27 protein-coding genes and 2 pseudogenes are annotated in these 26,994 nt (G+C 58.8%); 16 read left to right on the top strand and 13 right to left on the bottom strand.

Annotation, left to right across the window (positions count from 1 at the left end):
- Positions 1–72: 72 nt before the first annotated feature.
- Positions 73–867, top strand: a complete 795-nt coding sequence (locus tag GA0061105_RS12760; RefSeq protein WP_092750460.1) for an inositol monophosphatase family protein — start codon at positions 73–75, stop codon at positions 865–867.
- A 223-nt stretch (positions 868–1,090) separates the two neighbouring features.
- Here the strand turns inward: GA0061105_RS12760 and GA0061105_RS34055 are convergent.
- Together GA0061105_RS34055 and GA0061105_RS12750 are read right to left on the bottom strand one after the other, a co-directional pair.
- Positions 1,091–1,237, bottom strand: a pseudogene (locus GA0061105_RS34055) (hydrolase); the annotation flags it as partial.
- Positions 1,238–1,308: 71 nt separating this feature from the next.
- Positions 1,309–2,172 carry a LysR substrate-binding domain-containing protein gene (locus GA0061105_RS12750; protein WP_092750456.1) on the bottom strand — a complete coding sequence of 288 codons (864 nt, stop codon included), beginning with the start codon at positions 2,170–2,172 and terminating at the stop codon, positions 1,309–1,311.
- A gap of 140 nt (positions 2,173–2,312) precedes the next feature.
- Between GA0061105_RS12750 and GA0061105_RS12745 the strand changes: the two genes are divergently transcribed.
- The 10 genes from GA0061105_RS12745 (at position 2,313) to GA0061105_RS12700 (ending at position 12,363) form a co-directional block, all read left to right on the top strand.
- Positions 2,313–3,074, top strand: coding sequence for an SDR family NAD(P)-dependent oxidoreductase (locus GA0061105_RS12745; RefSeq protein ID WP_092750454.1), 762 nt, complete (start codon positions 2,313–2,315; stop codon positions 3,072–3,074).
- A 32-nt stretch (positions 3,075–3,106) separates the two neighbouring features.
- Positions 3,107–3,946 carry a transketolase gene (locus GA0061105_RS12740; RefSeq protein WP_092750452.1) on the top strand — a complete coding sequence of 280 codons (840 nt, stop codon included), beginning with the start codon at positions 3,107–3,109 and terminating at the stop codon, positions 3,944–3,946.
- Positions 3,943–4,980 carry a transketolase family protein gene (locus GA0061105_RS12735; RefSeq protein WP_092750450.1) on the top strand — a complete coding sequence of 346 codons (1,038 nt, stop codon included), beginning with the start codon at positions 3,943–3,945 and terminating at the stop codon, positions 4,978–4,980. Before GA0061105_RS12740 ends, GA0061105_RS12735 begins: the two co-directional genes overlap by 4 nt.
- Positions 4,981–5,039: 59 nt before the next feature.
- Entirely contained in the window at positions 5,040–6,047 is a 1,008-nt protein-coding gene (locus GA0061105_RS12730; protein ID WP_092750905.1) for a TRAP transporter substrate-binding protein, read from the top strand.
- A gap of 25 nt (positions 6,048–6,072) precedes the next feature.
- Positions 6,073–6,603, top strand: a complete 531-nt coding sequence (locus GA0061105_RS12725; protein WP_092750448.1) for a TRAP transporter small permease — start codon at positions 6,073–6,075, stop codon at positions 6,601–6,603.
- Positions 6,600–7,859: a TRAP transporter large permease subunit gene (locus GA0061105_RS12720; RefSeq protein WP_092750446.1), complete on the top strand. Its 1,260-nt coding sequence runs from the start codon at positions 6,600–6,602 to the stop codon at positions 7,857–7,859. Before GA0061105_RS12725 ends, GA0061105_RS12720 begins: the two co-directional genes overlap by 4 nt.
- A gap of 10 nt (positions 7,860–7,869) precedes the next feature.
- The gene (locus tag GA0061105_RS12715) at positions 7,870–9,372 is read left to right on the top strand and encodes an ATP-binding cassette domain-containing protein (RefSeq protein WP_092750444.1); all 1,503 of its coding nucleotides are present in this window, start codon (positions 7,870–7,872) and stop codon (positions 9,370–9,372) included.
- A complete protein-coding gene (locus tag GA0061105_RS12710) occupies positions 9,369–10,379 on the top strand; it encodes an ABC transporter permease (protein ID WP_092750442.1) in 1,011 nt (336 codons plus the stop codon). The genes GA0061105_RS12715 and GA0061105_RS12710 overlap by 4 nt, the downstream gene beginning before the upstream one ends.
- Positions 10,380–10,422: 43 nt before the next feature.
- Positions 10,423–11,400, top strand: coding sequence for a substrate-binding domain-containing protein (locus tag GA0061105_RS12705; protein ID WP_092750440.1), 978 nt, complete (start codon positions 10,423–10,425; stop codon positions 11,398–11,400).
- A gap of 69 nt (positions 11,401–11,469) precedes the next feature.
- Positions 11,470–12,363 carry an amidohydrolase family protein gene (locus GA0061105_RS12700; RefSeq protein WP_092750438.1) on the top strand — a complete coding sequence of 298 codons (894 nt, stop codon included), beginning with the start codon at positions 11,470–11,472 and terminating at the stop codon, positions 12,361–12,363.
- A 168-nt stretch (positions 12,364–12,531) separates the two neighbouring features.
- On the opposite strand, the gene GA0061105_RS12695 is transcribed toward GA0061105_RS12700, so the two are convergent.
- The 10 genes from GA0061105_RS12695 to GA0061105_RS12650 all read right to left on the bottom strand — a co-directional run bounded on the left by GA0061105_RS12695 (position 12,532) and on the right by GA0061105_RS12650 (position 22,659).
- On the bottom strand, positions 12,532–14,421 hold the full coding sequence (locus GA0061105_RS12695; protein ID WP_092750436.1) for a bifunctional sugar phosphate isomerase/epimerase/4-hydroxyphenylpyruvate dioxygenase family protein: 1,890 nt from the start codon (positions 14,419–14,421) through the stop codon (positions 12,532–12,534).
- 21 nt (positions 14,422–14,442) lie between these two features.
- Positions 14,443–15,309 (bottom strand): SMP-30/gluconolactonase/LRE family protein, encoded by an 867-nt coding sequence (locus GA0061105_RS12690; protein ID WP_167358550.1) that lies wholly within the window; start codon positions 15,307–15,309, stop codon positions 14,443–14,445.
- A complete protein-coding gene (locus GA0061105_RS12685; protein ID WP_064692888.1) occupies positions 15,299–16,027 on the bottom strand; it encodes an ABC transporter ATP-binding protein in 729 nt (242 codons plus the stop codon). The genes GA0061105_RS12690 and GA0061105_RS12685 overlap by 11 nt, the downstream gene beginning before the upstream one ends.
- A 2-nt stretch (positions 16,028–16,029) precedes the next feature.
- The gene (locus tag GA0061105_RS12680) at positions 16,030–16,776 is read right to left on the bottom strand and encodes an ABC transporter ATP-binding protein (protein ID WP_064692889.1); all 747 of its coding nucleotides are present in this window, start codon (positions 16,774–16,776) and stop codon (positions 16,030–16,032) included.
- Positions 16,773–17,759 (bottom strand): branched-chain amino acid ABC transporter permease, encoded by a 987-nt coding sequence (locus GA0061105_RS12675; RefSeq protein ID WP_167358549.1) that lies wholly within the window; start codon positions 17,757–17,759, stop codon positions 16,773–16,775. Before GA0061105_RS12675 ends, GA0061105_RS12680 begins: the two co-directional genes overlap by 4 nt.
- Entirely contained in the window at positions 17,756–18,634 is an 879-nt protein-coding gene (locus GA0061105_RS12670; protein ID WP_064692891.1) for a branched-chain amino acid ABC transporter permease, read from the bottom strand. Before GA0061105_RS12670 ends, GA0061105_RS12675 begins: the two co-directional genes overlap by 4 nt.
- A 58-nt stretch (positions 18,635–18,692) precedes the next feature.
- A complete protein-coding gene (locus GA0061105_RS12665) occupies positions 18,693–19,829 on the bottom strand; it encodes an ABC transporter substrate-binding protein (RefSeq protein WP_064692892.1) in 1,137 nt (378 codons plus the stop codon).
- 82 nt (positions 19,830–19,911) lie between these two features.
- The gene (locus GA0061105_RS12660; RefSeq protein WP_092750432.1) at positions 19,912–20,739 is read right to left on the bottom strand and encodes a shikimate dehydrogenase family protein; all 828 of its coding nucleotides are present in this window, start codon (positions 20,737–20,739) and stop codon (positions 19,912–19,914) included.
- A 176-nt stretch (positions 20,740–20,915) separates the two neighbouring features.
- Entirely contained in the window at positions 20,916–21,863 is a 948-nt protein-coding gene (locus GA0061105_RS12655) for a LysR family transcriptional regulator (RefSeq protein WP_092750430.1), read from the bottom strand.
- Between the two features lie 196 nt (positions 21,864–22,059).
- On the bottom strand, positions 22,060–22,659 hold the full coding sequence (locus GA0061105_RS12650) for a TetR/AcrR family transcriptional regulator (RefSeq protein ID WP_167358548.1): 600 nt from the start codon (positions 22,657–22,659) through the stop codon (positions 22,060–22,062).
- A 115-nt stretch (positions 22,660–22,774) separates the two neighbouring features.
- Here GA0061105_RS12650 and GA0061105_RS12645 point away from each other — a divergent pair, with 115 nt between their 5' ends.
- The 5 genes and pseudogenes from GA0061105_RS12645 to GA0061105_RS12625 all read left to right on the top strand — a co-directional run bounded on the left by GA0061105_RS12645 (position 22,775) and on the right by GA0061105_RS12625 (position 26,527).
- Positions 22,775–23,065, top strand: coding sequence for a DUF1330 domain-containing protein (locus tag GA0061105_RS12645; protein ID WP_092750426.1), 291 nt, complete (start codon positions 22,775–22,777; stop codon positions 23,063–23,065).
- Positions 23,066–23,217: 152 nt separating this feature from the next.
- Positions 23,218–23,427: pseudogene (locus tag GA0061105_RS33355) on the top strand (lipase family protein); the annotation flags it as partial.
- 417 nt (positions 23,428–23,844) lie between these two features.
- Complete coding sequence (locus GA0061105_RS12635; RefSeq protein ID WP_245304311.1) at positions 23,845–24,369, top strand: DUF1349 domain-containing protein; 525 nt, start codon at positions 23,845–23,847, stop codon at positions 24,367–24,369.
- A 255-nt stretch (positions 24,370–24,624) separates the two neighbouring features.
- Positions 24,625–25,410 carry a histidinol-phosphatase gene (hisN, locus tag GA0061105_RS12630; RefSeq protein WP_092750423.1) on the top strand — a complete coding sequence of 262 codons (786 nt, stop codon included), beginning with the start codon at positions 24,625–24,627 and terminating at the stop codon, positions 25,408–25,410.
- A gap of 109 nt (positions 25,411–25,519) precedes the next feature.
- Positions 25,520–26,527 carry a glycoside hydrolase family 3 N-terminal domain-containing protein gene (locus tag GA0061105_RS12625; protein WP_167358547.1) on the top strand — a complete coding sequence of 336 codons (1,008 nt, stop codon included), beginning with the start codon at positions 25,520–25,522 and terminating at the stop codon, positions 26,525–26,527.
- A gap of 60 nt (positions 26,528–26,587) precedes the next feature.
- Here GA0061105_RS12625 and GA0061105_RS12620 read toward each other — a convergent pair whose 3' ends face one another.
- A complete protein-coding gene (locus GA0061105_RS12620; RefSeq protein ID WP_092750421.1) occupies positions 26,588–26,974 on the bottom strand; it encodes a VOC family protein in 387 nt (128 codons plus the stop codon).
- Positions 26,975–26,994 lie beyond the last annotated feature (20 nt).

The following is a 26,994-nucleotide window of genomic DNA, read 5'->3' as shown; positions in this document are numbered from 1 at the left end:
GCTCCCCTTCGCCTGCGGCGCCGACCTCTAAAGCAGCCAACGACCAGAACCATTATACGGAGTACTAGCACTATGTCGCACGAGACGGAAATTGATACACGCTTCGCCTTTGCCAAAGCGATTGCACAGGAGGCAGGTGCCATGGCGCTCGATTATTTCAACGGTCGCGACAGGCTCGTGATCGAAACGAAGCGTGATTTGCAGGATGTCGTGTCCATTGCGGACCGCAACGTCGAGACGTTCATCGGACAGCGCGTGGCGGAAGCTTTTGGGACAGACGGATTTCTTGGCGAGGAACACGGGTATCAGGAGGGGCAGTCAGGATTGACATGGGTAGTCGATCCGATTGACGGAACGGCACCCTTCGTCAACGGCATGCCGACATGGTGTGTGTCGATTGCAGTGCTCTATCGCGGCGTGCCGGTGATCGGTGTCATCCATGTGCCATGCGATGATGAGCTCTATGCAGCGGCAGCGGGCATGGGCGCGAGCTTGAACGGCAAAACCCTCAGCCTCGATCCGTCACGGACTTTGCAGAATGCGATGACCGGCATTGGCTGCAACGCCTATGTCACCCCCGAACGGGTAGGCGCGATCGTTTCTGCCCTGCTCGGCAAAGGTGGGAACTTCATCCGCAATGGTTCCGGTGCGCTGATGCTCGCCTATGTGGCCGCTGGCCGGCTTGTCGGCTATTACGAGCCCCACATGCGTGCCTGGGACTGCATGGCCGGCTATTGCCTTGTCAAGGAGGCCGGTGGAACCCATCTGGCCTTCCCGGCTGAAGGTGAAGCCTTGCTGCAGGGCCATCCGGTGCTGGCGAGCAATCAGACGGTCTATGCCGAGTTGCTGGGAATCCATACCGGCTGAACCTTTTATACAGCCCGGCGCAGGATTCTGGCTCGATCACTCAAGGCGGACCGAAAACACGCGGTCCGGTATGAGGCAAGAAGGGAGGCGTTTCCATGGACGCCTTCATGCAGACCGTCGAAAATTGGCACAGCCGCAAGAAAGTCGGAACCGAACTAGATGGTAACTGACGGCCGGCATGCGGCGCGCGGGAGAGATCGCGCTTCATTCGCCGGAGGGGCCTGGCACTCAAGATCGTCCTTGCCATGTCGGCGAAACCAAGTCCCGCGAGCTCGGAGGAGATCCATTTCGGCGCATGTTGCAGATGGGCAAGAACGGAAAGATCGCTGACGCTGAAAAAGTTCCGGATGAGACCAAACATCGGTGCATTGTAAGAATTCACCTGTGCTCCCTAAGACCGGTTATGATGAGCGGCACTTCGTCACTGCAGTGCAGTGATAACTACGACGTGATCCAGTCCGCAAAGATCTTCGAGAGCCGCCGTTGGCTACCAGCTTTCGGATAAGCCAAATAATGCCCAATGTAACGATTGTCCCTGCTGTTGCCGAAGGGGCGCACGAGCCGACCACTTTTCAATTCCCGATTTGCGAGAGTATTGGATTCCAAAGTGACCCCCAGACCATTTGCCGCCGCGTCAACCGCAAGAAAACTGCGGTCGAAGCTCATCGCGGGAAGAGGAGGGGGGCCGAGATTGTTGAGCTCGAACCAGTCGATCCACTGAATGCGTTTTAGATCGCTTCTGATGAGCGGCAAGCGCTCAAGATCGCGGGGCGTTTTCAGCCGTTCTGCCATTTTTGGACTGCACAGGGGCGACACTATTTCTTCCCCCAAAGGCACGACGATGAGATCCTCTCGGTTAGAAGGCTCGCCGTAAACAATATCAACGTCGAAAAGACCGTCGACGAACCGTGCGTAATTCGTGCTCGCCGCCACTCTGACTTCTACCCCTTCGTTCTTGCTGAGAAAGTCAGGAAGCCGTGCCGACAGCACCTGTGCTGCATAGCTCGGCGCGCAATGAACCCGCAAAAGATGCGCCTTGTTCGATGAAATCATCTCAACACCACGCCGGAGCTCCTCGAACGCGTTGGATGCATGGGAGAGGAGTGTCTGCCCTGCGAGCGTAAGGGTGACCTTGCGTGTGCTGCGTTCAAAGAGAGATGTGCCCAGATCCCGCTCCAGCTTTGCAATAGCGTGGCTGACGGCACTTGGCGACAGATGCAGCTCTTCCGCAGCAGCCCGGAAAGAAGCAAGTCGGGCCGCAGCTTCAAAAATGCGGACTGCGGAGAGGGAAGCCATCTGCAACATCTGATTAGTGAACCAGATTCACCTACCGTTGTAAACTTCGCGTTTGTCGAACGTCATCAACTCCGGCAGTTTCGGCCTCGCAAGCCGACTGACTTGTTCATGATTTGCCAGATGCTCGGGAAGCATCGGGAGGAGATTACATGTTACTGAATGGGAAAACCGCGGTCGTTTCGGGCGCGGCGAGCAAGCGCGGTATCGGCCGTGCGACCGCACAGCTTTTCGCCGAGCACGGCGCCCGCGTCGCGATCCTCGACATTGACGCAGAAGCCGCTGCGGAAGCCGCTGCCGCGTTGCCAGCGGTTGACGCCGGCTCTCACATTGGCCTCCGCTGCGACGTCGCCGACAAGGACTCCTGCATGAGGGCTGCCTCCGAGGTCATTGCATCCTTCGGAGCCGTCAACGCGCTGATCAACAACGCTGGCATCACTCAGCCAGTCACGACGTTGGATATCACGGATGCTGATTGGCAACGGATTGTCGCCGTCAATATGACCGGTGTGCTGTTCCTGAGTCAGGCTTTCATTCCCTATATGCGCGACAACGGCGGCGGATCGATCGCCTGCATGTCTTCGGTCTCGGCGCAGCGTGGCGGCGGGATCTTCGGCGGCCCTCACTATTCCGCCGCCAAGGCAGGCGTCCTTGGCCTCGCCAAGGCAATGGCGCGCGAGTTCGGGCCGGCGGGAATCCGCGTCAACTCGGTAACACCCGGCCTCATCCAGACGGACATCACCGGCGGCAAGCTCACCGACCAGATGCGTGCTGACATCATCAAGGGCATTCCCTTAAGTCGGCTCGGCGAGGCGATCGACGTCGCCAACATCTACCTGTTCCTCGCATCAGACCTGTCGGCCTACGTCACGGGTGCGGTGATCGACGTCAACGGCGGCATGCTCATCCACTGAGATCCGCCGCCAACCGACCAGGGAACACCCACATGACCCAGATTGGACATAACATCAGCCTAGCCGAGCGGGCCCGCCGCATCCGACATCATGCGCTCCGCATGGGTGAAGTTCAGGGGCAGGGCTATATCGCGCAGGCGCTCGGCGTCGCCGACGTGCTCGCCGTCTCATATTTCCATGCAACGAACTACCGGCCGGAGGACCCGGAATGGGAAGGACGCGACAGGTTCCTGCTGTCGATCGGTCACTATGCCATCGCGCTCTATGCAGCGTTGATCGAGGCCAAGATCGTTCCTGAGGACGAGTTGGAGACCTACGGCACGGACGACAGCCGCCTACCCATGTCCGGCATGGCGGCATACACGCCCGGCATGGAGATCACCGGAGGCTCGCTCGGACATGGCCTCGGTATCGCCGTCGGAATGGCTCTCGCTCTGAAGCGGAAGAAGTCGTCGTCCTTCGTCTATAACCTGTTTTCCGACGGCGAACTTGACGAAGGCTCGACATGGGAAGCAGCGATGTCGGCCGGATCGTACAAGCTCGACAACCTGATCGGCATCGTCGACGTCAACCAGATGCAGGCTGACGGCCCATCTGTTGGCGTACTCAACTTCGAACCGCTGGGCCCCAAATTCGAAGCCTTCGGGTGGTTCGTCCAGCGGGTCGACGGCAACGATATCGACGCGCTCGTAAGGGCATTCGACGCCGCTCGTCACCACACAGAGGCAAAGCCTCGCATCATCATATGCGACACGAAGATGGCCAAGGGTGTGCCATTCCTCGAGGCGCGCGATCGAAACCACTTCCTGCGCGTGGAACCCCACGAATGGGCTGAGGCCCTCAGGATCATCGATGCGGGAGTGGAAGCATGAGGCGTTCAAAATACATTCGGCCGGCGCATCTTGTAAGCGGCAGCGACAAGCCCCGCCTGACGACGTCGGCGATGATCGCATCGATCGCCGGACCCGATCAGCCGACGAGACCGGCACCCTTCGGCAACGCGCTTGCCGCCTTGGCGCGGAAGGACGAGCGTATTGTCGGCATGTCTGCCGACCTCGCAAAATACACCGACCTGCATGTGTTCCGTGCAGCGCATCCGGACCGCTTCTACCAAATGGGCATGGCGGAACAGCTATTGATGATGTCAGCGGCTGGAATGGCGCGCGAAGGCTTTCAGCCCTGGGTGACGACTTACGCCGTCTTCGCGTCTCGACGAGCCTACGACTTCATCTGTTTGGCGATCGCCGAGGAGATGCTCGACGTGAAGATCGTCTGCGCTCTTCCTGGCCTGACCACGGGCTATGGCCCGAGCCACCAGGCGACGGAAGATCTAGCGATGTTCCGAGGAATGCCGAACCTGACGATCCTGGATCCCTGCGACGCAAGCGAAATCGAGCAAGCCGTTCCGGCGATCGCCGCCCATAAGGGGCCGGTCTACATGCGTCTTCTGCGCGGCAACGTGCCGTTGGTTCTGGAGGAGTACGGCTACAAGTTCGAGCTCGGCAAGGCGAAGCTCATCCGAGACGGCAAGGATACTCTGATCATCTCGTCTGGCCTGATGACGATGAGGGCGCTCGAGGCTGCCAGGCAGCTTGAGAAGGACGGCGTCGATGCCGCCGTACTGCACGTTCCGACAATCAAGCCTCTCGACGAGGCAACGATCATCGCCGAATGCCGGAAAAGCGGGCGCCTCGTGGTTGTAGCGGAGAACCACACTGTTATCGGCGGGCTCGGTGAAGCCGTGGCCGGGACACTGATGCGCGCCGGCGTCGCACCCCCGGCCTTCCGCCAGATCGGCTTGCCGGACCAGTTTCTGGAGGCAGGCGCTCTGCCCACTCTCCACGACCAGTACGGCCTCTCGACGCTCAAGGTCACGGAGGCGGTGAAAGCCTGGCTTTCGACGTGACGACAATGGTCGGCTGAGGAGAGCCGGCCGGCAAGGATAAGCTTATGACGGAGGATGATATGAGCTTTCAATTAAAGAGACGCACTTTCCTGGCGACTGCCGCCGTGGCTCTTGCAGCCCCGGCGATCGTGCTATCGAGCCGATCCACCAGCGCGGCCGCAACGACACTCACACTCGGTCACGGGGCAGCGCCAGGCAACCCCAGAACCATCGCGGCCGACAAATTCGCCCAGCTCGTCAAGGAAAAGACCGAAGGGCGCATCCAGATCAACGTCGCGGGTGCGGAGACGCTCGGTAGCGATTCCGCCATGCTGACGAGCCTGCGGACCGGCGCGCTCGACTTTACTGCCAACAGCCAGGGCGCCACTTCGGCGATCGTTCCGGAGCTGAGCGCGCTCGGACTGCCGTTCCTCTTCGAGAATACCGACAAAGCGATGGACGTCCTCAGCGGGCCGGTAGGTGCTGAGCTTAACAAGCGCTTCGAAGCCGTCGGCGTCGTTCCGCTCGACTGGTGGGACAATGGTATCCGCCACCTCACCAATTCGAAGCGGAAGGTGGCAGCGCCGGCAGACCTTGCCGGCATGAAGATCCGGACGCCTGCTGATCCGATGACGATCGACATCTTCAAGACCCTGGGTGCGGGGACCGAACAGATCGCCTTCGGCGAACTCTACATCGCCTTGCAGCAGGGCGTCGTGGACGGGCAGGAGAACCCACTCGCCAATATCGAAAGTTCGAAGCTTCATGAAGTCAACAAGTACATCAGCCTAACGGCCCACAAGTGGGAATCGACGCCTTTCCTGATGTCGAAGATCGCTCAGGCGCGGCTCGGAGCCGACCTGGAAGCTGTGAAGTCGGCGGCTAAGGAAGCCGGGGACCTGCAGCGGAAGCTCTCGAGCGAGAAGGCCGCCGAAGTGCTTCAAAACTTCAAGAAGAACACCGCTGTCGAAGTCGTGGAAGTCGACCACGATGCATTTGTGAAGGCCACCGCCTCTGTCGCGGACATCTGGAAGAAGAAGCCGTTCGGCGAATTTGTCGCTCAGGTTGAAGCTGCAGCGAAGGGCTGACGCCCTCTTACGACATGGAGGCCTCATGAGCAGGTTATATTCGGCCATCGATCTGGTCGCCGGCATCATCGTCGTATTTGCACGTCTGGTTATCATCGTCAGCGGCATCGCCCTGACGGTGGTCACCACGGCCAATGTCGTCATTCGATACATATCGACAAGCGGAGGCCTTTCCTTCGCCCAGGAACTGCCGATGCTGATGTTCCCATGGTTCATCATAGCGGGGATCGTCATGGCCGCCCATGTCGGCGGGCACATGGCCGTCGAGTGGCTGTACGAAAAGCTGGATGGCGGTGTCCGGACGTCGGCCTTGATCGTGGCGAACGGCATCAGCGTCGCCGCATTTCTCGTGCTGGCTTACCAGGCGACCCTGGTGGCAGAAATCGCTGGGGCCGAACACAGCGCCGTGCTGCAGCTTCCGAACAGCATTGGTTACTACTCGCTTTCCATCGGTGCGGTTCTCGTCTCCATCGTGACGATCGCTGCGACCGCGCGTGTTCTCCGACTGGGCTGGGAACATCGACTTGAAATCAAGCCCGAGGAGATCGCGCTATGACCCTCGTCATGATCATTTCCTTCTGCATCCTGATGGTTCTGGCAGTTCCTGTCGGATATGGGCTCATCATCGCAGCCGGTCTCGGGGTGCTGTTCAACGGCTACGTTCCGCTGTCGGTCGTTGCGCAGCAGGTCTACGATCAGACTCAGTCTTTCCCGATGCTGGCGCTTCCATTCTTCATGCTGGCGGGAACATTGATGCTGGGCGGCGAACTCGGCCGTCAGTTATTGGAGCTCGCTTCTCGTGCGATGCAGCGCTGGAGGGGCGGACCGCTCTCGACTACGGTCGTGTCTTCGGTCGTGTTTGGCGGCGTTTCCGGCTCCGCCGTCGCGAATGCGAGCGCTCTGGGATCCGTGCTTATCCCCTGGCAGAAGAAGCACGGCTTTCCTCCCGCGCTTTGTGCCGCCAATAACGCGACCTCAGCCGTAATCGATGTGCTGATACCCCCATCAATTCCGATGATCCTCTACGCGCTGATCAGTGGCGTCAGCGTCGGCGACCTCTTTATCTCGGGCATCATTCCGGGTCTTATAATGGCGACGAGCTTCGTGTTCGTATGCTGGTACATCTCCGTCAGGCGAGGTTATGCCGCAGCGGCCGTGAAGGTCCGCAAGCGCGAGCTGGCGCGACTGGCTCTCCAGAGCCTTCCGGCGATCCTACTGCCGATCCTGATCATCGTCTTCCTTCGTTTCGGACTTGCGACGCCGACCGAGGTCTCGGTGCTCTCGGTGGTCTACTCGCTCCTGCTGAGCATTCTTTTTTACCGCGACCTGACCTGGCAGCGCTTCTGCGACAACATGGTCGAGGCGGGCGTCGCGACGGGCGTAGTCATGCTTGTGATCATGGGAAGCGCGGCGGTGGGCTGGGTGCTCACATTCGACCAGGCGCCGCAGCATATGGCGGAGTGGGTTTCTGCTCATATTTCCAGTCCGATCATCATCATTCTCATGATGAACGTGATCATGCTGGTCGTCGGTATGCCGCTCGACATGCCTCCCGCCATCCTCCTGCTCGGACCGATCTTCGTTCCTCTCGCCGACTCTATTGGTCTCGACCGGGTACAGCTCGGCCTGATGATGGTGATCAATCTCGGGATCGGTCTCTACACGCCGCCGATCGGGACGACCTTGTTCATCTCCTCATCCATCGCACAAACCCCTCTGGGAAAGACAACCAACGAGCTGTGGCCATACTTCGGCATGGCCATGCTTCTCCTGCTGGCGGTCAGTTTCGTGCCTGCGCTGACGATCTACTGAGGAGTGTTCGGTGAGCGAAACTTCAACAAACGTCATGACGGTGCGGGGACTTACAAAGTCCTATGGTGCGACGTCGGTACTCAAGGGCGTGGAGTTCTCGGTTGCGCGTGGAGAAGTTCATGCACTGCTTGGCGGGAACGGCGCCGGGAAGTCGACGATGATCAAGATCATCACCGGCGCGGCGTCGAAGAACGACGGCGAAATCCACTTCTTCGACGGCGAGGGCGGGCAGCGCAGCGAGAGCGAGGGTAGGGCGAAGGTCGCGGTCGTGCACCAGGAGCTGGCGCTTTTGCCCCATCTGACCGTCGCCGAAAACATAGCCCTGCCGCATCACCGGAAAGGCATGGGTCTGTTCAGACGCTCGGCCGCCGTGAGACAGGCTTTCGATGCTTTGCGGATGATCGACCAGGACTCCGCGGCCACCTCGTTGCACCGGCTGGTCGGGAGCCTGAGCCTTCACGAGGCCCAGATGGTGGAGATCGCCAGGGCGCTCTCGTCAGGCGCGGAACTGATCCTCCTCGATGAACCGACAGCGAACCTCACAGCTCTCGAGACCGAAAGGCTCTTTGCGGTCCTGCGCAAGCTCACTCAGGAAAACGGCTTGTCGGTGGTGTTCGTCTCCCATCGCATGAAGGAGATCAGGCAGATTGCGAGCGTATGTACCATTATTCGTGACGGACGGACCGTGGTTGATCGGCAGGCGATCCGAGAGCTGTCCGACGTAGAAATCATCGAGAAGATGGGGCAGGTGACGGCTTCTCACGCGACTGAACCCACGCGTGTGTCAGCGATGATCCTCGAGGCCTTCGCCGCAACGGACAGCATCACTGTCCAGGAGCCGGGCTTCAGTCTGGAGCTGCGGCCGGGCACAATTCTCGGAGTGGCCGGAGCCCCCGCCGGACCCGCAGCGTTGATCGAGGAATTGACCGGGGCTGCAGGGACGAAAAGGTGGACGGTTGTCCGCGCCGGATGGCCGGATCGCCTTCAGTCGCCCAGGCGGGCTGCACGTCTGGGCGCCGGTTACATCACGGGCGACCGGGCGCATAAGGGCGTTCTTCATAGCCTTCCCATCATCGACAACGTCATGGCGTCGCGACGGGTCGTACGCGGTGCAGCGATCGCGGGCGGGGCCGAAGGAGCTGAGTGTCTTGATCTTTTGAAAGCTCTCAAGGTCAAGGCGGCCTCGGTATGGGACCTGCCCAATACGCTGAGCGGCGGGACGCAGCAAAAGCTCCTGATCGCCCGCTGGCTGGGCGTTCCCTCACGACTGCTGGTACTCGAGGAGCCGACAAGAGGCGTCGACATCGGCACGAAACGTGAGATCTACCAGCTCATCAGGCAGATGGCTGCCAGCGGTACGGTCATCGTTTGGTGGTCGACCGAGAATGCCGAACTGCTGGAAGTGTGCGACCGCGTCGTCGCCTTCGATACCGAAGGAAGGTGCGCCGGCGTCATGGAACAGGACGACTTCAGCGAAGAGAAACTCGTTACATTGACGGGAATGGCAGCATGACCAGGACACAGGCACAAATCGTTCCGACCGAGGCGCCGGCACCGGACATCAGACGACGGGAAAGCCTCGTCAGCGGCTATCGGACGGAGATCGCCATTGCCATTGCGATCGTGCTCCTGGCGCTCGCGGTGGGCTCTCAAGTCCCCCAGGCGCTCACCTGGGGCAATTTTGCGAACATCACCCAGGCCGGGGCACCGCTAATCATCATGTCGCTCGGTGTCCTTCTGGTCGTTGTAACCGGCGGCATCGATCTGTCGGTCGGATCGGTCTTCTCGCTCACCGGCATGGTGACAGCGCAGGCGATGGCGGGCGGTTTCGGCGGCGTCTCGGCAAGTCTCATCGGGCTCTGCGTCGGGCTCGTGTTTGGATCCACCAACGGCTTCTTGGTGACGATCGCAGGCCTGGCGCCTTTTGTCGTCACGCTGATCACGTTCGCAGTCGCCGGGTCCTTGGCCTTCATCGTTACGAACGGAAGGTCGATGCCGATCGGCGATCCTGATTTCTGGCTGCTCAACAGCGGCAGCATGATACCCGGCGTTCCGAACTACATCCTGTTCTGCGTCGTTCTTCTGATCCTGATCGAGCTCTTCCTCAAGAAGATGGTTGCAGGCCGCTGGTTTTATGCGGTCGGAAGCAGTTTCACGGCCGCGTACCTGCTCGGCATTCCCGTCAAGCGCACGAAGTTCATGGCTTATGTCGCCTCGTCGCTGCTGGCGTCATTTGCCGGACTTCTTACGATCTCGTACATCCTGAATGCGGAATCGACGGCGGGATCGAGCCTTATGCTGCAGGCTATCGCCGCGGTCGTGATCGGCGGCGCGAGCCTTTTGGGTGGCACGGGAACCGCGGTCGGCGCCGTGCTGGGCGCCTTGATGATCACCGTCATCCAGAACGGCGTCAACCTCATCGGCATCAACAGCTTCTGGCAGGGCTCCGTCACCGGTGTCGCCATTCTCATCGCGGTGCTTATCGACCGCTTCAGCAAATCGCGGCGGGGGGCCGTTTGATCTTAACCCGGCATGTCGCCGGACACGTGGAGGAGGAACGAAAATGAAAAATCTTAAACAGGGGCTGAGGCTCGCTGCGGGTGTCGCAATCGCAGCCCTGTCAATTTTTTCGGCAGCGCAGGCGGAAGACAAGAAAACGGTTGCCTATCTCGCCCCATCGCTCGACATCTCGTACTGGCAGTGGGTCGGTTACGGCGTGAAGGAAAAGGCGAAGGAACTTGGCATGGACTATGTCGAGTACACGTCTGAGAACTCGCCGGCGAAACAAATGGACAATGCGCGTACCGCGGTGACAAAGGGCGTCGACGCGATCGTTATCGGCCCGGTCAGCTCGACCAGCACACCGCCGCTTTTGGCCTATCTCAAGTCACAGAACATTCCGATCGCCTTTGCCGGCATCGGCCCGCAGCCCGGCCAGACCGACTACACCTCGTCGGTTACGGCGAACAATTACGAGACCGGCAAGGCGCAGGGAGAATTTGTCTGTAAGCTTGCCAAGGAACGCGGCGGCAATCAGGTCGGCATGTTGTCCCTGCCCCAGGACCGCGAGAACGCCCAGAAGTATCTGAAGGGCGCGGAAGAGGCCCTCAAGGCAAGCGGATGCGATCTGGCGCAGATGCTGGAGACGCGGGGCCTTACGGTGAATGAAGCTGTCACGCAAGCGAACGACATGCTCACCGCACATCCGGATATCAAGGCGATCTACGGCATGTACGACGAAGCCGGGACTGGTGCGGCGAAGGTTCTGCAAACCCGTGGACTGACGGGCAAGGTTGGCATCGCAGTCGCGGACGGCAGCCCGACGACGATCGCGCTTTTGAAATCGAACGCCATTCAAGGCATCTTCTTCCAGGAAGCCGTCGGGCAGGGAGTAGATGGGACGCAGCAGGTCTTCAACGCCATCTCCGGCACCCCGGTCAAAAAGGATCTCGCTCTCGTCATGCCGCTCGTAACGGCCGATAAGGTCGATACGCCGGAAGCAAAGGCCGTCATAGCGCGTGTGTTCCCGCCGGCGAACTAACATGGGATCGGGCGCCGGCGACCATCTCCGGCGTCCTCCCAAGCGTGATCATATTCAAGGGCAGCAATTATGGACGACCTACCAATCATCGATCCGCATTTCCATATTTGGGATCTCGACAACAACTATTACCCATGGCTGTCCGATGGCGTGAAGCCATCCGCGTTCGGCGACTATACTGCGATCAACAAGACCTACCTCATCGAAGACTTCCTTGCCGATGCGAAGAACCAGAATCTTGTGAAGTCGGTTCATCTGGATGTTGGTTATGATCCAAGGGATCCGGCAGGCGAGACGCGTTGGCTGCAAAATGTCGCCGACAAGCACGGCTTCCCTCACGGGATTGTCGGATATGCCGACTTGCGCAAGCGCGACGTCGGCGATCTCCTGGACGAGCACATGTCGTATGCGAACTTCCGCGGTATCCGACAGTCAATGAACTTTCATGACGATGCCGCAAAAACCTATCTGACCGAACCGGAAGTCAGTCGGACGCCGGGCTGGCGCAGAGGCTTCAAGGAACTGGCGCGGCGAGGCCTCAGCTTCGACCTTCAGATCTACTACTGGCAGATGGAAGAATTCCTCGAACTCGCGCGGGACTTTCCGGACGTGCAGATCATTCTCAATCACACCGGTATGCAGGTCGATGGCCCGAGCCACTTCGAAGGGTGGCGAACAGGAATGCGCATGCTGGCCCAGGCGCCCAACGTTGCCTGCAAGATCTCCGGCCTCGGCATGGGAGATTGGACGTGGACGGTGGATAGCGTCAGACCTTACGTGGAAGAGGCACTCGCGGCTTTCGGCGTCGAAAGATGCATGTTCGCTTCGAATTTCCCGGTCGACAAGCTGTTCGGCAGCTATGACAAGATTATGGACAGCTTCAAGTCCATCACAGCCGGCTATTCTAAAGACGAACGTATTGCGCTGTTCCACGACAACGCCGCAAGAGTCTATCGGATATAGGAATGGCGGCAGCCGCCGAAATGTCGCCGTAAGTTCTTGCGTCCGAGGGTTCGCTGAACGTAGCATCACAAACATACATCTTGCCAAGAGCGATGCATCTGCCGGCGGGTCGAATGGCTTCAGAGCGCTTCCGTCTCAATGGTTTGAAGCCTGTGCCAGATCGAAAAACTAAAGCCTTGGCATGCCTTCCGGCCTCAGATGCTTCTTCTGGGCTGCAATGCGAAAAATTGCATTGGCCGCTCCGTAGCCCGTATAGCCCCGGCGTTGTACGATCTCGAAGAAGAAACCGTCGCCGAAGGTCGGACTATACAGCTGGAAGTACTCTCCGTGTTCATCCCGGTCGTACAGGATGTTATCCGCCTTCAGGCGATCACTGAGTTGCGTATCCAAGCCGAAGCGGGCTTCGAGGTCGTCATAATAATTCGGCGAAATCGCGAGTGGTTTGAAACCGTTCTGCCGCAGCCTGGCTGCTGTTGCGAAAATGTCGTCGGTATGGAAGGCAAGATGCTGCACGCCGGAGCCGAAAGTCTCGGCAATAAAATGGCCCGCCAGCGTACGCCGGTTTTCCGCGCCGTTCAGCGTAATGCGCAACGAGCCGGATGTATTCTCGACCACTTGGCTGCGTACCACGCCGGCGGGATCGATGATGTCGACCATCGGCGTTTTCCGCGCTTCGAATATCGAGGTGTAGAATAACAGCCAGGTCAGCATATCGTCATAGGCGACCGTCTGCGCAATGTGGTCGACATAGAGCAAATGGGCGGAAGCAGGCTCGGTTTCGTCTTCAACAGGCATGAAGTCGATTTCCGAAAAACGGCCGAGATTGCTTTTGTCATCTATCAGGTAGATCACCCCTCCACCTACGCCGCGGATTGCCGGTATTTCCACCTCCCCCGGCACGACGGGTTGGCTGAAGGGCTCAGCATCGAGCGCGACGGCCCTTTCAAAAGCATCCGTTGCATCGTCGACCTTCAGTGCGATCGCGTAGGCCGACGTTCCATGGATGGCAAATGAGGAGCCGGCATAACCGTCGCGATCGGTATTGATGATAAGACGTATATCGCCTTGCCGGTAAAGGATTACGTCTTTGCTCCGATGGATTGCTTCCTTGTGGAAACCTAAGGTTTCCAACATGCGGATCAGAGCGGCAGCCTCTTCCTCGTCTGCCGAAAACTCCACGAAGGCAATGCCTTCGACGGTCGCGCGCGGGGGCATCGGCCGTACCGAAAGACTCGGGGCGGCGCCTGAACGCCGGACTTGATCGCCGAGAAAGATCAGCGAACGGTGTCCGTCGGCGGCAATCGAACGCGTAGAGCCTCCGCGGAACTGGTCATTGAATATCTCCAGCGAAAAATAGCCGTCATAGCCAGTATCGGCGACGGCGGCCGCGAACGCCGCAACAGGGAGATCGCCTTCGCCGGGCATATTGCGGAAATGCCGACTCCAATAAAGCAGATCCATATCTATCAGGGGCGCGTCGGCAAGCTGCACCATGACGATCTTTTCCCTGGGAATCGATCGGATCGAATTGATATCTATCTTGCGCGAGAGCGTGTGGAAACTGTCGAGGATCAGGCCGACATTCGGGTGACCGGCCCTGCGCACGATTTCCCAGGCATCGCGATGATCGTTGATGTGCTTTCCCCAGGCGAGGGCCTCATAGCCAATCTTCAAGCCACGCTTGGCTGCCCGCTCGCCGAGTTCGTGAAAATCTGCCGCTGCCCGATCGATGCCGCCGAGCGCGGCGGAAGAAACATTGGAACAAACGAGGATTAATTCGGTGCCCAGTTGCTGCATCACGTCGAATTTGCGCTCGGCGCGATCGAAGGTGCGGCTGCGCAGGGGTTCGGGCATGCCCTCGAAATCACGGAAGGGCTGAAAGAGCGTGATCTCCAGTCCGCGATCGCGGACCATCCGGCCGACATCGCCCGGACTGCCGGCGAAAGCAAGAAAGTCATTCTCGAAGATTTCCACACCGTCGAACCCGGCTCTGGCGATCGCTTCTAGCTTTTCCGGGAGTTCTCCGCTAATCGACACTGTCGCAATCGAAGTTTTCATCCGGCAGCTCCTCTCGATGGACTATAAGTCGGTGAGATATTCAGGCCTGCCCCGAAGTCCGACGTCGAGGACCAGCAGCCGGCCCGAAAGCGGCTCAGCCAGCCGTTCGGCCGTCGAAAGAGGCTCGCTTGCCGACGTAACCCAGAGCTGCTCCAGGTTCTCGCCTCCAAAGCAGCAACTGGTGGGATGGCTGACGGGCAAGTCGAGTACACGATCGATTCTTCCATCAGGGCTGTAGCGCACGAGCCGGCCCCCGGCATATTCAGCGTTCCAGAGGAACCCTTCGGCATCGACACAGCTTCCGTCAGGGCGCGCAGGAGCTGCTGTTCTCGCGAAGACCCGTCTCTCTCCGATTTGGCCTGTTTCGGCTTCATAATCGCTCATCCAGATCGTGTAGGCGCGCGTATCGGCGAAATAGACCCGTCTCCGCTCCTGGTCGAAAGCCAGGGCGTTCGGAATAGCTAGCCCGCTGAATTGCTTGGCGACTGAAAGTTCCGGGGATACCAAGTAGATCGCGCCGACCGGTGCGTAGTCAGTTTCCCGTAATGTGCCGATCCAGAAGTTCCCCGCCCAGTCCGCCCTTCCGTCGTTCTTCCGGTGACCGGGTCGTCCCGGCTCTGGATCGACGAGAAAAAGCTGCGTTTCTGCTTCTGGATCGTACTGGTACAAGCCGTCGTCGCAGGCGAGCAGCAGGCCACCTTTCTTGCGCAGAGCGAGCGAACCGATACGTCGGGCTGCCACCTTATGTTCGGCAATCACCCCTCGTTTCTGATCGTAACTCCATAGCGCCGGCGTCAGGACATCCACCCACCAAAGCCGCTGGCTCGCGCCGCACCAGATCGGACATTCTCCCAATCTTGCGGCGGTGCCAAGCGCTTCAATGTGCATGTTGAGCCTCGACGTGGCCGCCGAGAAAAAGTTGTCCGACACGCGGATCGGCAAGCAGGGCGGCTGCCCTGTCATGCATGCGGGTCTGGCCGAGTTCGAGAACGAGGCCGTAGTCTGACATTGCAAGAGCCGACTTAGCGTTCTGCTCCACCATCAGGATAGTGACCCCCTGGTCACGCAGTCGGATCAGCGTCTGAAAGACCTCCTGGACGAGATTGGGAGACAAGCCGATCGACGGTTCGTCAATGAGGATCAGCTTCGGGTCGAGCAGCAGGGCACGAGCCACCTCCAATTGCTTCTGTTGTCCGCCGGACAGTTCGATCGCCTTGCGGTTGCTGAACTTGCGCAGCATCGGGAACTGATCCATCACCATGTCGATGCGCCGCCGCACCCGCGTCTGGTCGCTTGCAGTAATGCCGCCGAGCTCCAGATTGTGGTAGACCGAGAGCTGCGGAACAACGTTGCGCCCCTGGGGAACATAGGTGACGCCGTGGGCGATCATCTGCCGCGGCGTTTGCCTGGTCACATCCTGGCCGTCGAGCAGAATCTGGCCGGAGTGGATATTCAGGAGGCCGAAGATCGCCTTGAAGACGGTCGATTTGCCAGCGCCGTTCGGTCCGATGACGGTGGTAATCGAAGCTTTCGGAATGGAAAACGACACGCCGTTCAGGATGGTGATCTTGCCGTAGCCGCCTTGGATGTTTTTCAGTTCAAGCATTCTCAGCCTCCGAGATAGGCGTCGATGACGGCCTGGTTCGAGCGGATTTCGTCGGGCGTGCCCTCTGCGATTATGCTGCCTTCGGCCAGCACGATGATGCGGGAACACAGGCTCATGACGAATTCCATATTGTGCTCGATGACGACGAAAGTCGTCCCATGCTCGGCATTGTAGGCGACAAGCCGGTCCTTCAGGTTGGCAAGCATGGTCAGGTTGACGCCGCCGGCCGGTTCGTCGAGCAAGACGAGGCTCGGGCCCGCCATAAAGGCCATGGCAGCATCAACCAGCTTCTGCTGACCGTAAGAAAGAGAGCCGGCTAGCGCATCTTTCAGATGAGCGAGTCGGAAGAAGGAAATCATCTTCTCCGCCTCTACCGTCAGGCCCGCATCATTCGGTCCGAACAGCCGCGACAACATCGTGCCATGATGTTCCTGTCCGGCAAGGATGATATTGTCGAGCACGGACATTTTCGGAAACACCGACAATTGCTGAAAGGTGCGCCCGACCCCGAGCTTGTTAAGGTCGGAGGCGCGCATGCCGGAGACCTTCTTGCCGTTGACCGTCACTTCGCCGGCATCCGGCGTCAATTGGCCGAGGATGCAATTGAAGAGCGTCGACTTGCCGGACCCGTTCGGGCCGATGAGCCCGAGGATCTCGCCCTTGCTCACTTCGAAGGAAACACCGTCTACGGCGCGGATCCCGCCGAAGCTCTTGCCGATATTGCGAACGGAGAGGATGGGCGCGTTCATTTCAGGGTTGCTCCTTCCGCCATATCTGCACGGACCTGCTTCTTAGGCCAAAGTTTATCGCGGATCCTGGAGCCGACGCCGATCAGTCCCGAAGGCACGAAAATGAGCATGACGATGACCAGCGCCGAATAGATGATGAGATAGTAACCTTGAGTAAAACGAAGGATTTCCGGAAGCAGAATGACCACACCGGCTCCCACCAGCGGCCCGAAGAAGTAGCCCGCCCCGCCGACGATGACCATCAGCAGAATGCGCAGAGAATGTGCGAGTGCGAATGAACCGGGCTCGATGAACTGTACAAGCGGAGTGATCAAGGTTCCGGCAAGCCCGCCATAGGTGGAACCGATGGCAAAGGCGAGCAGGGTGATGCGGCGAGTATCGACGCCGAGGCTTTCGGCACGTACGGGATTTTCGCGCAACGCCTTGAAGGCGCGCCCCCAGGGCGAACGAACGATACCCCACATGGCAAGGCCCGCGAGCACCGTCACCGTGAGTGTGAAATAGTAGAACGGCAGTTGCTTCATCGTCGAGAACAGGCCGAAGTCAGGACGGGGCATGCCGACCAAGCCGATGCTGCCACCGGTCAACCAGTCCTCGTTTCTAAGAACGAGGAAAACAAGCGTGTTGAAGGCGAGAGTTACGAAGGCGAGGAAGTGACCCTTGACGCGTAGCGCCGGATAGCCGAGCAACAGGCCGACGACGAAGCAAAGCAGGAGCGCCAGCGGCATCGCAACGATCCAGTGCCAGCCCGCCAGGGTTAGCAGCGCGGTGACATAGGCGCCGATCGCCATGAATGACGCCTGCGCCAGGGAAATCTGGCCGGCGTAGCCGAGAGTGAGGTTCAGGCCCATGGATGCTATCGTAAAGATCATCCAAGAGGTCAGGACATAGATGATGTAGTTCTTCTGGCCAATCGGCGCGGCGATGGCGAGCGCCAGAAGAGCGAAGATGACCAATGTGCGCAGTTTAGGAGCCATCGTCATACCGTCCTTCCCTCCGACGTGCCGAGAATGCCCTGCGGTCTAACGAGGATGATCACGATCAGGAGAACGAGGGGCAAGGCGGCGCGGTACTCTGCCGTTACGTAAGCGGCGGTCAGATTGTCGAGAACGCCGATTAACAGGCCTCCGACCATTGCGCCCCTTATCTGGTTGAAGCCGCCGACGATAGCCGCGATGAAGGCGATCAGGCCGAGGGTTTCGCCATTCGAAAATTTGGCAAGATAGACCGGCGTGATCAGGTAGGAGGCGAGTGCGGCGAGCGCAGCATTGATCAGGAAGGTGTAGAGGATCATCCGCTTGACGTTTACACCGAGGATCTCGGCGACCGCGGGATTTTGTGCCGTGGCCTGCATGCAGCGCCCGGTGCGCGTGCGGTTCAGGAACAAGGTTAGCAGAACAACGATTCCGAGGCAGAGCACCAGGTTGAGGATGTCCTGCATCGAGAGGATTGCGCCGAAGACGTTGACCGGATCGTTCGGAAACATGGCGGGGAAGGGCTGGGCTTCCGCCGAGTAGAACTCCTTGACGCTTTCCTTGAGGAGGATGCCCAGTGCCATGGTGGCGATGATCAAGGTTATTCCTCCGTGGGGAAGGATAGGCTCCACCATCAGCTTCTTGAACAGGAGGCCGAGGACGATCATCGACAGAACAAGGCCAGCAACCAGAGCCGCCCAGAACGGCATGCCGAGGATACTGATACAGGCGAGCACAAAGAAGGCTGGTAACATCACGAACTCGCCTTGGGCGAAGTTCACGGTTTGCGCGGCCTGCCATACCAGCGTGAAGCCGATGGCGACGAGCGCGTAAATGGAGCCGGTCGCCAGACCGGATAGGAGGACCTGTAGGAATTGGGACATCGTGCCACTCTTTCGATGGCCGCGGCAGCCGAGGCCGCCGCGGCGACGCGGAGGTTGATCAGTTGGCGGGGACCGTGCCGATAACGGCAGCCTTGCCGTCCTTCACCTGCACCATAAAGCTGGGGCGCGACATTTCTCCGTGCTCATCCCAGCAGGTGTCGAGAAGAATCTTCGGGTAGTCCGCCGCCTTCAAGCATAGGCCATGCATTTTTTCGGCGAAGGCTTCGCCGTCCAGCTCGCCAACCATCTCGGTGACGTACTTGGTTGTCCATGCGCCGATATAGCCCTTGATCGCGTCATGAGTGGGCTTGCGCTTGAAAGTCTCCTCGAACTTCTTATCGAAAGCCCCGATACCCGGAACGTCCGTCGCCGCAGCAGTGAGGCCGACATGGGCGATCGCTCCATCAGCGGCCGGCCCAGCCAGTTCCACGACTTTGGCTTCGGTAAGCGTAACCTCCCCGACAAGCGGCATGGCCAGGGATTGTTTCCTGGCCTCGATCAGGAAGCGGGCGGATTCCTCCTGATTCATGTAGACGAAGACGGCATCCGGCTTGGCATCTTTCAGCTTGGCGACGTCGGCGGCATAATCTGCCTGGCCCTGCTCCGAGGAAACATCGGCGATAACATCGATGCCAGCCTTTTTCATCTCGGCGGCAAAAACGTCATGCCCACCCTTGCCGAACTCGTTGTTGACCCAGGCAATAGCCACTTTCTTGGCCTTGAGCGTCTCGGTGAAGTAGGTCGTCAGCGCGGGAATGCCTTTCTGGGACCCTGAGGACGTGCGGAACACGAATGGATTGCCCTTTTGAACGATACTTGGCGACTCCGAGCCGACGAATTGCGGCGTACTGTTCTGCTGCGCGACCAGCATGTTCACCATCGTCGAGCCGGAATAGATCGTACCGAGGATCGCGTAAGCGCCTTCGTCGATCGCCTTTTGAACGAGTGCGCGGGAAACCTGAGGATCGGTTTGAGTGTCATATTCGCCGAGTTCGATCTTCTTGCCGAGGATGCCGCCTTCGGCATTGATTTCCTCGACGGCGATCTTGACGCCGTCGCGCCAATTGGTGCCCGAGGGAGCCCCCGCCCCGGACAATTCGGCGACCATCCCGAGCTTCACGGTGTCCTCGGCCTGGGCCGCGCCCAGCCCAACAAGAAGGGTGGTCGAGATTGCGAGCAAATAATTGCGGTACATGTAGTCCTCCCAATAAAAGCAGACCGGTTCTCCAGGCGCCGTCTCCACGCGCCGCCGGCCCTTCGTCAGCAGGAGACGAAAGCTAGTCTGTTTTCAAGTGTCCTTCCCGTCCGTTCGGTCGTGTCAGAAGGAAGTCCACAAGTGTCGCAGCCTGTGCATCGAACATTCCGGCACCTGTCATAGTCCGGCATCCGCGGAGTCGCGCTACTTCGATCAGCGGCGGAACTTCGGGTTTCGTTACCACACAGGCCACGAACTGCGGCGATTCCAGCTTGGATATGTCTACCGGCAGCGGATCGTCGCTGCGCATACCAAGCGGAGTGGCGTTGGCCACGAGGTCGTAACCCGTCGGATCGGCGCTGCCAACGATCACCCGGCCGGGATAAAGCCGATCAAGCTTTGCGATGACATGGTGGAGCCGTGCGCTGTCGATGTCATGGATCGCAAGCAATGCGGCACCGCGCCTCATGATCTCGAGAGCGATAGCCGAACCCGCGCCCCCACATCCGATCAGAAGGCAGTTGCGTCCGGCGACGGTGAAATCCTGCTTCTCGATCCCATCAAGATATCCCATCCCGTCAGTGTTGTCGCCGTGCCAGCCATCTGCGGTGCGCCGTAAGACATTAGCCGCCTCGACGAAGGCAGCACGATCCGTTGTCGTCGCGCATAAGCCGAAGGCATGCTGCTTATGCGGAATGGTAACGAGGATGCCGCCGACATTGCGAACGGCGTGCAGCACGCTGAAAAGGTCACTGAGATCGGAGGAGGCCACGTGCATCGGTACGACGACGGCGTCTTCACCCCGCTCGGCCAGAAGACGGGTGAGCACACCAGGCGAACGCACCTGGTCGATGGGGTCACCCACCACTGAAAAAAGCTTTGTGCTTCCCGAAGGAATGAAACCTGTCATCGATCGTCCATCTCATCCCAGGGAGTTTATCGATCCATGTGCGGTTGCCGATGTAACTCCCGAGACAAATCTAGCGGTCGCTGACCGGTATATCGAGTATCATTTTTGCAGCCTTCCGTAACATCATGTTAATGGTGCCGGTGAGCCGGCGTGAACGGACGGGGCAGCCGCTTCGCTTATCGGCGGTGTTGCTGAAGAGGCTTTCTTCCTTTCGAGGAGTCGATCGCCTTGATCGAACTCGCACTTTTCATTTCATGACGCAAAAGCTGGCGAAACTGCTCGGCATAGGCAGACAGGGGGAGGTCCCTGCGGTAGGCGATGTAAGTGTGAAAGATACTGTCGGCGTCGATCTCGATGCGCTTCAGTCCCCGAACCATGCCATGCGCCACGGTGAATTCGTCAATGATGGCGATACCGAGCCCGGCAGCGACAAGGCTGCAAACCGTCGTGCCGAAACGGGCCTTGATGTTCATCTGGTAGTCGATGCCATTGTCCGTAAACATTGCGGCCATGATCGCTCCGTAAGGATCCTTCGGATTGATCCCTATCAAGGGGTGTCCGGACATTTCCCGGGGCGTGATTTTGTCCTTGGCGGCTAACGGACTCGTTTCCGGAACGATGCACAACAGCTTGCCGCTCGCCAGCGGCTCGAATTCGATCAGCGGATGATCGAAGCGGGAAGAAATGGCGACCAATTCGCCGCGCCCGAGGAGCAGATAGTCGATTGCCTCCTCGATCTTGAGAATGTTTACGTCTAGGGCAAGATCCGGGAAGCGTTGTCGCAGCTTGGCAATCGCCCGGGGAACCATGACGTTGGCGATACTTGGCACCGATGCAATGCAAAGCTCCTGGCTCTGCCCGCGCCCGAGACCGGCGACCGCTGACTGAAGATCGTCGATCTTTCGATGCACTGTGTCGAGAAGGTCGAAGATGTTTCGTGCCTGTGAGGTCGGCACATACCGTCCGGCTCGTCTGTCGAACAGCCTGATACCGAGCGAATCCTCGGTGTATTTCATCAGCCGGCTGAGCCCTGGTGCCGAGACGTTCAGCAGCCGAGCGGCGCCTGCAATGCTTCCGGTGACCATAATGGCGCGTATTACCTCGATCTGCCGCAGCGTAAGCATCGCAATCCAATCTCCTCGTCATTGAATGCTGAAACCGTCAGATGTAACCAGCCGGACAAGGGCATGGCCAGCGTCATATTCGGTCGTCTGCCTTTACCTGTCCCAAACAGCCCAAAGCGACGCGGTTGCTATGGTGGCCTTCAGCTGTTTCGCTACTGGGCATTCCTCCTCACCAGGCTTACCTTACCCTGCCTGATCAGACGGACGGGCGGTTTCCGGGCGTTGGATACAGTCCCAGCCCTTTCAAAGTGGTCTCCGCCAGCAGCCACAATTCTTCCTCCGATCTCACCACCTTGGACAATACGTTCAACCCGATCATCATGTTTTGCAGTGCAAGCGCCAGGGCACGGAGGTTGGCCTCCGGAGGGATCTCGTTCTGGGTCTGAGCCGTTGCAAGCAGCTCCTCAATCCGCTCCACCGAAGCGGTGGCCAAGTCCGCCAGCATTTGGGCCGGACCCGCCGGCGAAGGGCAAAGCTCGCAGATCGAATTGACAATAATGCACCCGTGACCTTGCTTATCGCGGCTCCGAACCCGGCAGATGTTTCGAGCGACGCCCTCAATCAAAGGAAGGATCCGCCCCTCTACCCGACCATAAAGCGGCGCATCGGGAGCCGACGGGGCGTAGCGACGGATGACTTCGGCGAACAGTTCCTCGCGTGATCCAAACGTATTGTAAAAACTCGAGCGGGATATTCCCAATCGCTCCGACAACGCCTTCACGGAGGCCTGCTCGTAACCCTCTGCGCGAATTGCCTCAGTTGCGATCTCTATTGCCTGATCGAGGTCAAACTTCATCGGTCGCGCCATCTCGAAAGCCTCGTTTTTTATTTTGGTCACCTATGGACAAAACAATTGCCCTTCGTTATGTACATATGTGTTCAAAATTCCCTTATGTCTACAGGAGATCCGAATGCCAGCGCTTGTTATCGTTGAAGTCCGCCCCAGAGCGGCGGAGAAATTGGGAGAGTATTCAGCCGCCGCAGGACCTACGATTGCTGCATTTGGCGGTGAGTTCGTTGATCGGGGCAAATTCATTGAAGCGCTTTCCGGTTCAACGACCGCGCATGGCCTCGGCATTATCCGTTTTCCGGACGTGCAGGCGGCAAAACACTGGTTTATGTCCCCTGAGTACCAAGCGATCGTGCCGCTCCGGGAAGAGGCCGCGGACATGAGCTTTCGCCTGTACGAGGTTGCCGGATGAGGCGCGTGCTTAGGACCCTGGGCCGTATCAGCGACGCGAAAGGCAGTCTGGCGGCCAAGGCTGGAACATCATCAGAGCATTTCACACCCCCCAAACTCATTCGCTTCGGTGAGACGCGGTTGCCGGTATTTGGAAGAGCGCTCGGTGTTGCCATGGCCCTGGCGGCTGCTGCCTCGGCAGACCCTGTCCGTGCTGCCGAGCAGCCCGAGGCGGTACGAAATATTGTCTTAGTCCATGGCGCCTTCTCTGACGGGTCAAGTTGGAAAGACATCATTCCGCTACTTCAGTCCAGGGGCTACAATGTCACCGCAGTGCAGAACCCGCTGACTTCACTAGCCGACGATGTCGCAGTCACCCGGCGTTAGGCCGTCGCCGACGTCATTGTGCGGGCCGCGCAACAGCTTTGAAGATCCGACAGAGGCGGCGCCGGCTCCATCAAAAACATAGCCCGCCGCCATCGGCGGTCTCGAGTAGGTTGGTCCACGATGCCGACAATTCCGGTGTCACAAAATCCGCCATTCGCAACAGGCCAGCGGTCAACGTCACATCGCGTCAGGTTTAACGGCTTTGCGAAATTGTGGCCGTGGAAGTCCATGTGATTATTATCTTGTCTTGTTGGTTGAATCTCTCTGCAAGGAGCGCTGCGGTTCTGGACCAGGTTCGTGTCGCCCTTCAGAATACAGCAGACCTTTTATAATGAGCGGAAGTCATACATGAACGTAAATAGATTGCAGATTAGGGGCGAAAACTACGGAACGGCGGTGTTCGGCGATAGGAGCTTGACGCTGACTGCCAATGGAAGCACCGATTGGTTCCATCATCCCGCAGACAACTTTCGCCGAAACGACGTACTTTCCTTGGCTACGGAAGTCGTCGAAGAGACATTTGCAATCACTGCCAGGGTCTCTGTCGAATTCGCAGCTCCTTACGACGCCGGCGCGATTTTTGTGCAGGTCGATGACGACAACTGGGCAAAGTTGGCGTTCGAATATTCGGCTGCCAAGAAGCCGACGATCGTAAGCGTCGTTACGAGGACGACCTCGGACGATTGTGACGGACCGAATTACCATGGAGAAGCTGTTTGGCTTCGCGTCTACTGCGATGGGGATACGATCGCATTCCATTTTTCCGAGGACGGCAAATTCTGGCAGTTTCTACGCTGGTTCGCTATTCCGGGCATTCGCAACCGCCCGATCAAAGTAGGCTTTGGCGTTCAATCGCCGACGGGAGAAGGCTCCAGGGCGCACTTCGACCAGATCGACATAGGTTTTGAAAAGCTTGCCGACCTGCGGAACGGCACATAACCGCGCGGCAAAGCTCTTGCCTGGGTACAATGCCCGGCTGAGCTGGGGCACAAGACCATGTACTCCAAGCATAAAGCTCACGATTACCCCACCGGATAGTTTGCGAACTGGCGCCGCATCCTGTGCAAGGTTTCCCAGCGTCAGAGATGAGCCTGTGCGTGTTGCCAGCGATGCCGATGCACAGCCATCGCAATCACCGATCAATGTAAGCAGCGACTGTCGTCACGACGAGCGCCTTACGAGACAGGAATAACAATGAAACTTCCCACAGCGGATTTTTTCCACAGACTGGCCGACGTCGCCGATCACGAGACAGTGTCCCGGTTCCGGCAAACGCTCGAGACCTCGACAAAACCAAAAGAGGGATACCGTTTTGATCCGGTGACGGAAGCGGATCGAGCGGCAGAGTTGGCAATGCGGGCGCTTATCTCCGCGGAGTTTCCTGACCACAGCATTGTCGGTGAGGAATACGGCATCACCGGAACTGGAGCCTGCCAATGGGTCCTCGATCCGATTGACGGCACACGTCCTTTCCTGCTTGGAATTCCGGTATGGGGCACCTTGATCGGCTTCTGCGAGCAAGGACGATCGACCGCTGGCATGATGAGTCAACCCATCACGAGAGAGAGGTTTTGGGCCCACAACGGGGAGAGCTGGATCAAGACTGCCAGCGCCACAACGCGCCTGAGGACAAGTGCCTGCGCGCGGCTTGCGGATGCTGTCTTGCATACCAACTCGCCTGAGGGTGTTCGCAGGAACCCCGACGTTCGATTTGATATCCTGGATGAGACTGTCAAAATGACTCGGTACGGCGGCGAGTGCTACGCTTTCGCAATGCTGGCGGCCGGCCACATTGACATCTGCATCGAATACAGCCTGCAGCCCTATGATATTGTCCCGTTGATCCCCCTCATCGAGGCGGCGGGGGGCGTGGTAACGACATTTGACGGCTCGCGTCCGGAAAATGGAGGCCGCATTATCGCTTCCGCGAACAAGGATCTCCATGCTGCTGCGATCAGTGTCTTGATGCGCGGAAGGTGAGACATTAGCGCCTCTGTAGCGCAACGCGCCAAGGGTCCAGGTTGTGCCGCACCACCCCTTTTGCCCTGACGGCGTTGATTGAAAATTGAAGCAAATTAGGAGAAGGCGAGTGAGCGAGACAATTCACCGCGATGCGAGAGCTGTGATTCTGCCTGCATTCGATACATTGGATTTCCATGACATAATGGTTCCATTCATTGATGCCGGGGGCTGCTCGGTCCTGATCGGAGAAACCCGCTCCGAATACGTCGCCAGGCGCATGTCGGGAGACCGTATCGCTCGAGAGAGCAGGCAGACAGTTACCGCGGCCATCAATGGTTTGCGCCGTGACCAGGCGGGTTTGATTGTTGCCGTTGATCAAGAACTCGGAGGTATCAGGCGCCTTGAGGGGCTCACTCCACCCTTGCCTACGTTACGCGAGGCAACGCGTCTGCCGGCCGATGAGCTCGAAGGCAGTTGCTTCGAAACAGCGCGAGCGGCCAAGGAGCTGGGAGTAACAATGTTCCTTGCGCCTATCGGCGACGTCGTTGTCGGGCAAAATCCGTGGCTTGAGGGTCGATCCCTAGGAACGGACAGGAGAGAAGTAGGACGTATAGTTTCGGCATTTATAAGAGGGATACAGCGAGCCGGGGTCACCGCGGTTACCAAACACTTTCCCGGGTTCATTGATCTGGCGAGCGATCCGGCTCTCGTCGATGTTTCAATGCAGTCCAGCCTGAGCGACATCCTGGAGAATGCGACGCCTTTCCGCGAAGCTATAAGGGCCGGGACGAGAGCCGTGATGGCTGGACCAGCCCCCGTTGCTGCCATTGACCCGGAGAACGCCGCCTGTACATCAGCCAAGGTCATCGAGCTCTTGCGCGGTGAGTTTGGATTCGATGGCTTGGTCATCAGCGATGACCTCGACGCGCCAGCCACGATGCGCGCGCAATCGCTCATCGATACTGCTGTGACAGCGCTCAGCGCCGGTGTCGATCTCCTGTTAGTTGCTGGTGGTCCACATCTGCCTGAGCTCTGCGACGGTATAATCGATGCCGTCCGGAAGGGGCGACTGCCTGAGAAACGACTAATCGAAGCCGCCAACCGCGTACGGCATATCGCGTCCCAGAGCCAGTAATCTTGCTCTGATTGCGGCGGCATGTCTTCTTGACGATAGGCGCTCGCGCGGTCCGCGGCATCAGGAGCCGTGATTGTTGACTTCGATCCAATACCCATCGGGATCCTGGATATAAACCTGTCGATACCCGTCGAACCGTTCGCCAACCTTGTTGATATTCCCGGGCCAATCGTAATACGCGATTCCCCGGTTTTCCATGTCGGCGAGAAATGCTTCGAAAGCTCTCACACGCAAGGCAAAGTGCGTATCCTTTCGCAGCGAAGTGGTGCTTGTGTCGCCTTCACTCAGGTGGATCGTGTCCGTGCCGCCTATTCTGAGCCAGCGGATCTTCTCATTGTTGGTGTCCTCAATGATCTCGAAGCCGAAGACGTTGGTATAAAATTTGATGCTCCGCGCTAGGTCTTTCACCAAGAGTGAAAAATGATCAATCCGATATTCCAGATCCATAATAGAATGTCCTCCGTCCT

Origin of the sequence: Rhizobium aethiopicum (assembly GCF_900094625.1) — a bacterium.
Taxonomy (GTDB): Bacteria; Pseudomonadota; Alphaproteobacteria; order Rhizobiales; family Rhizobiaceae; genus Rhizobium; species Rhizobium aethiopicum.
Note: the sequence above shows the minus strand (reverse complement) of the source record. Positions and strands in the feature narration are given on the sequence as shown.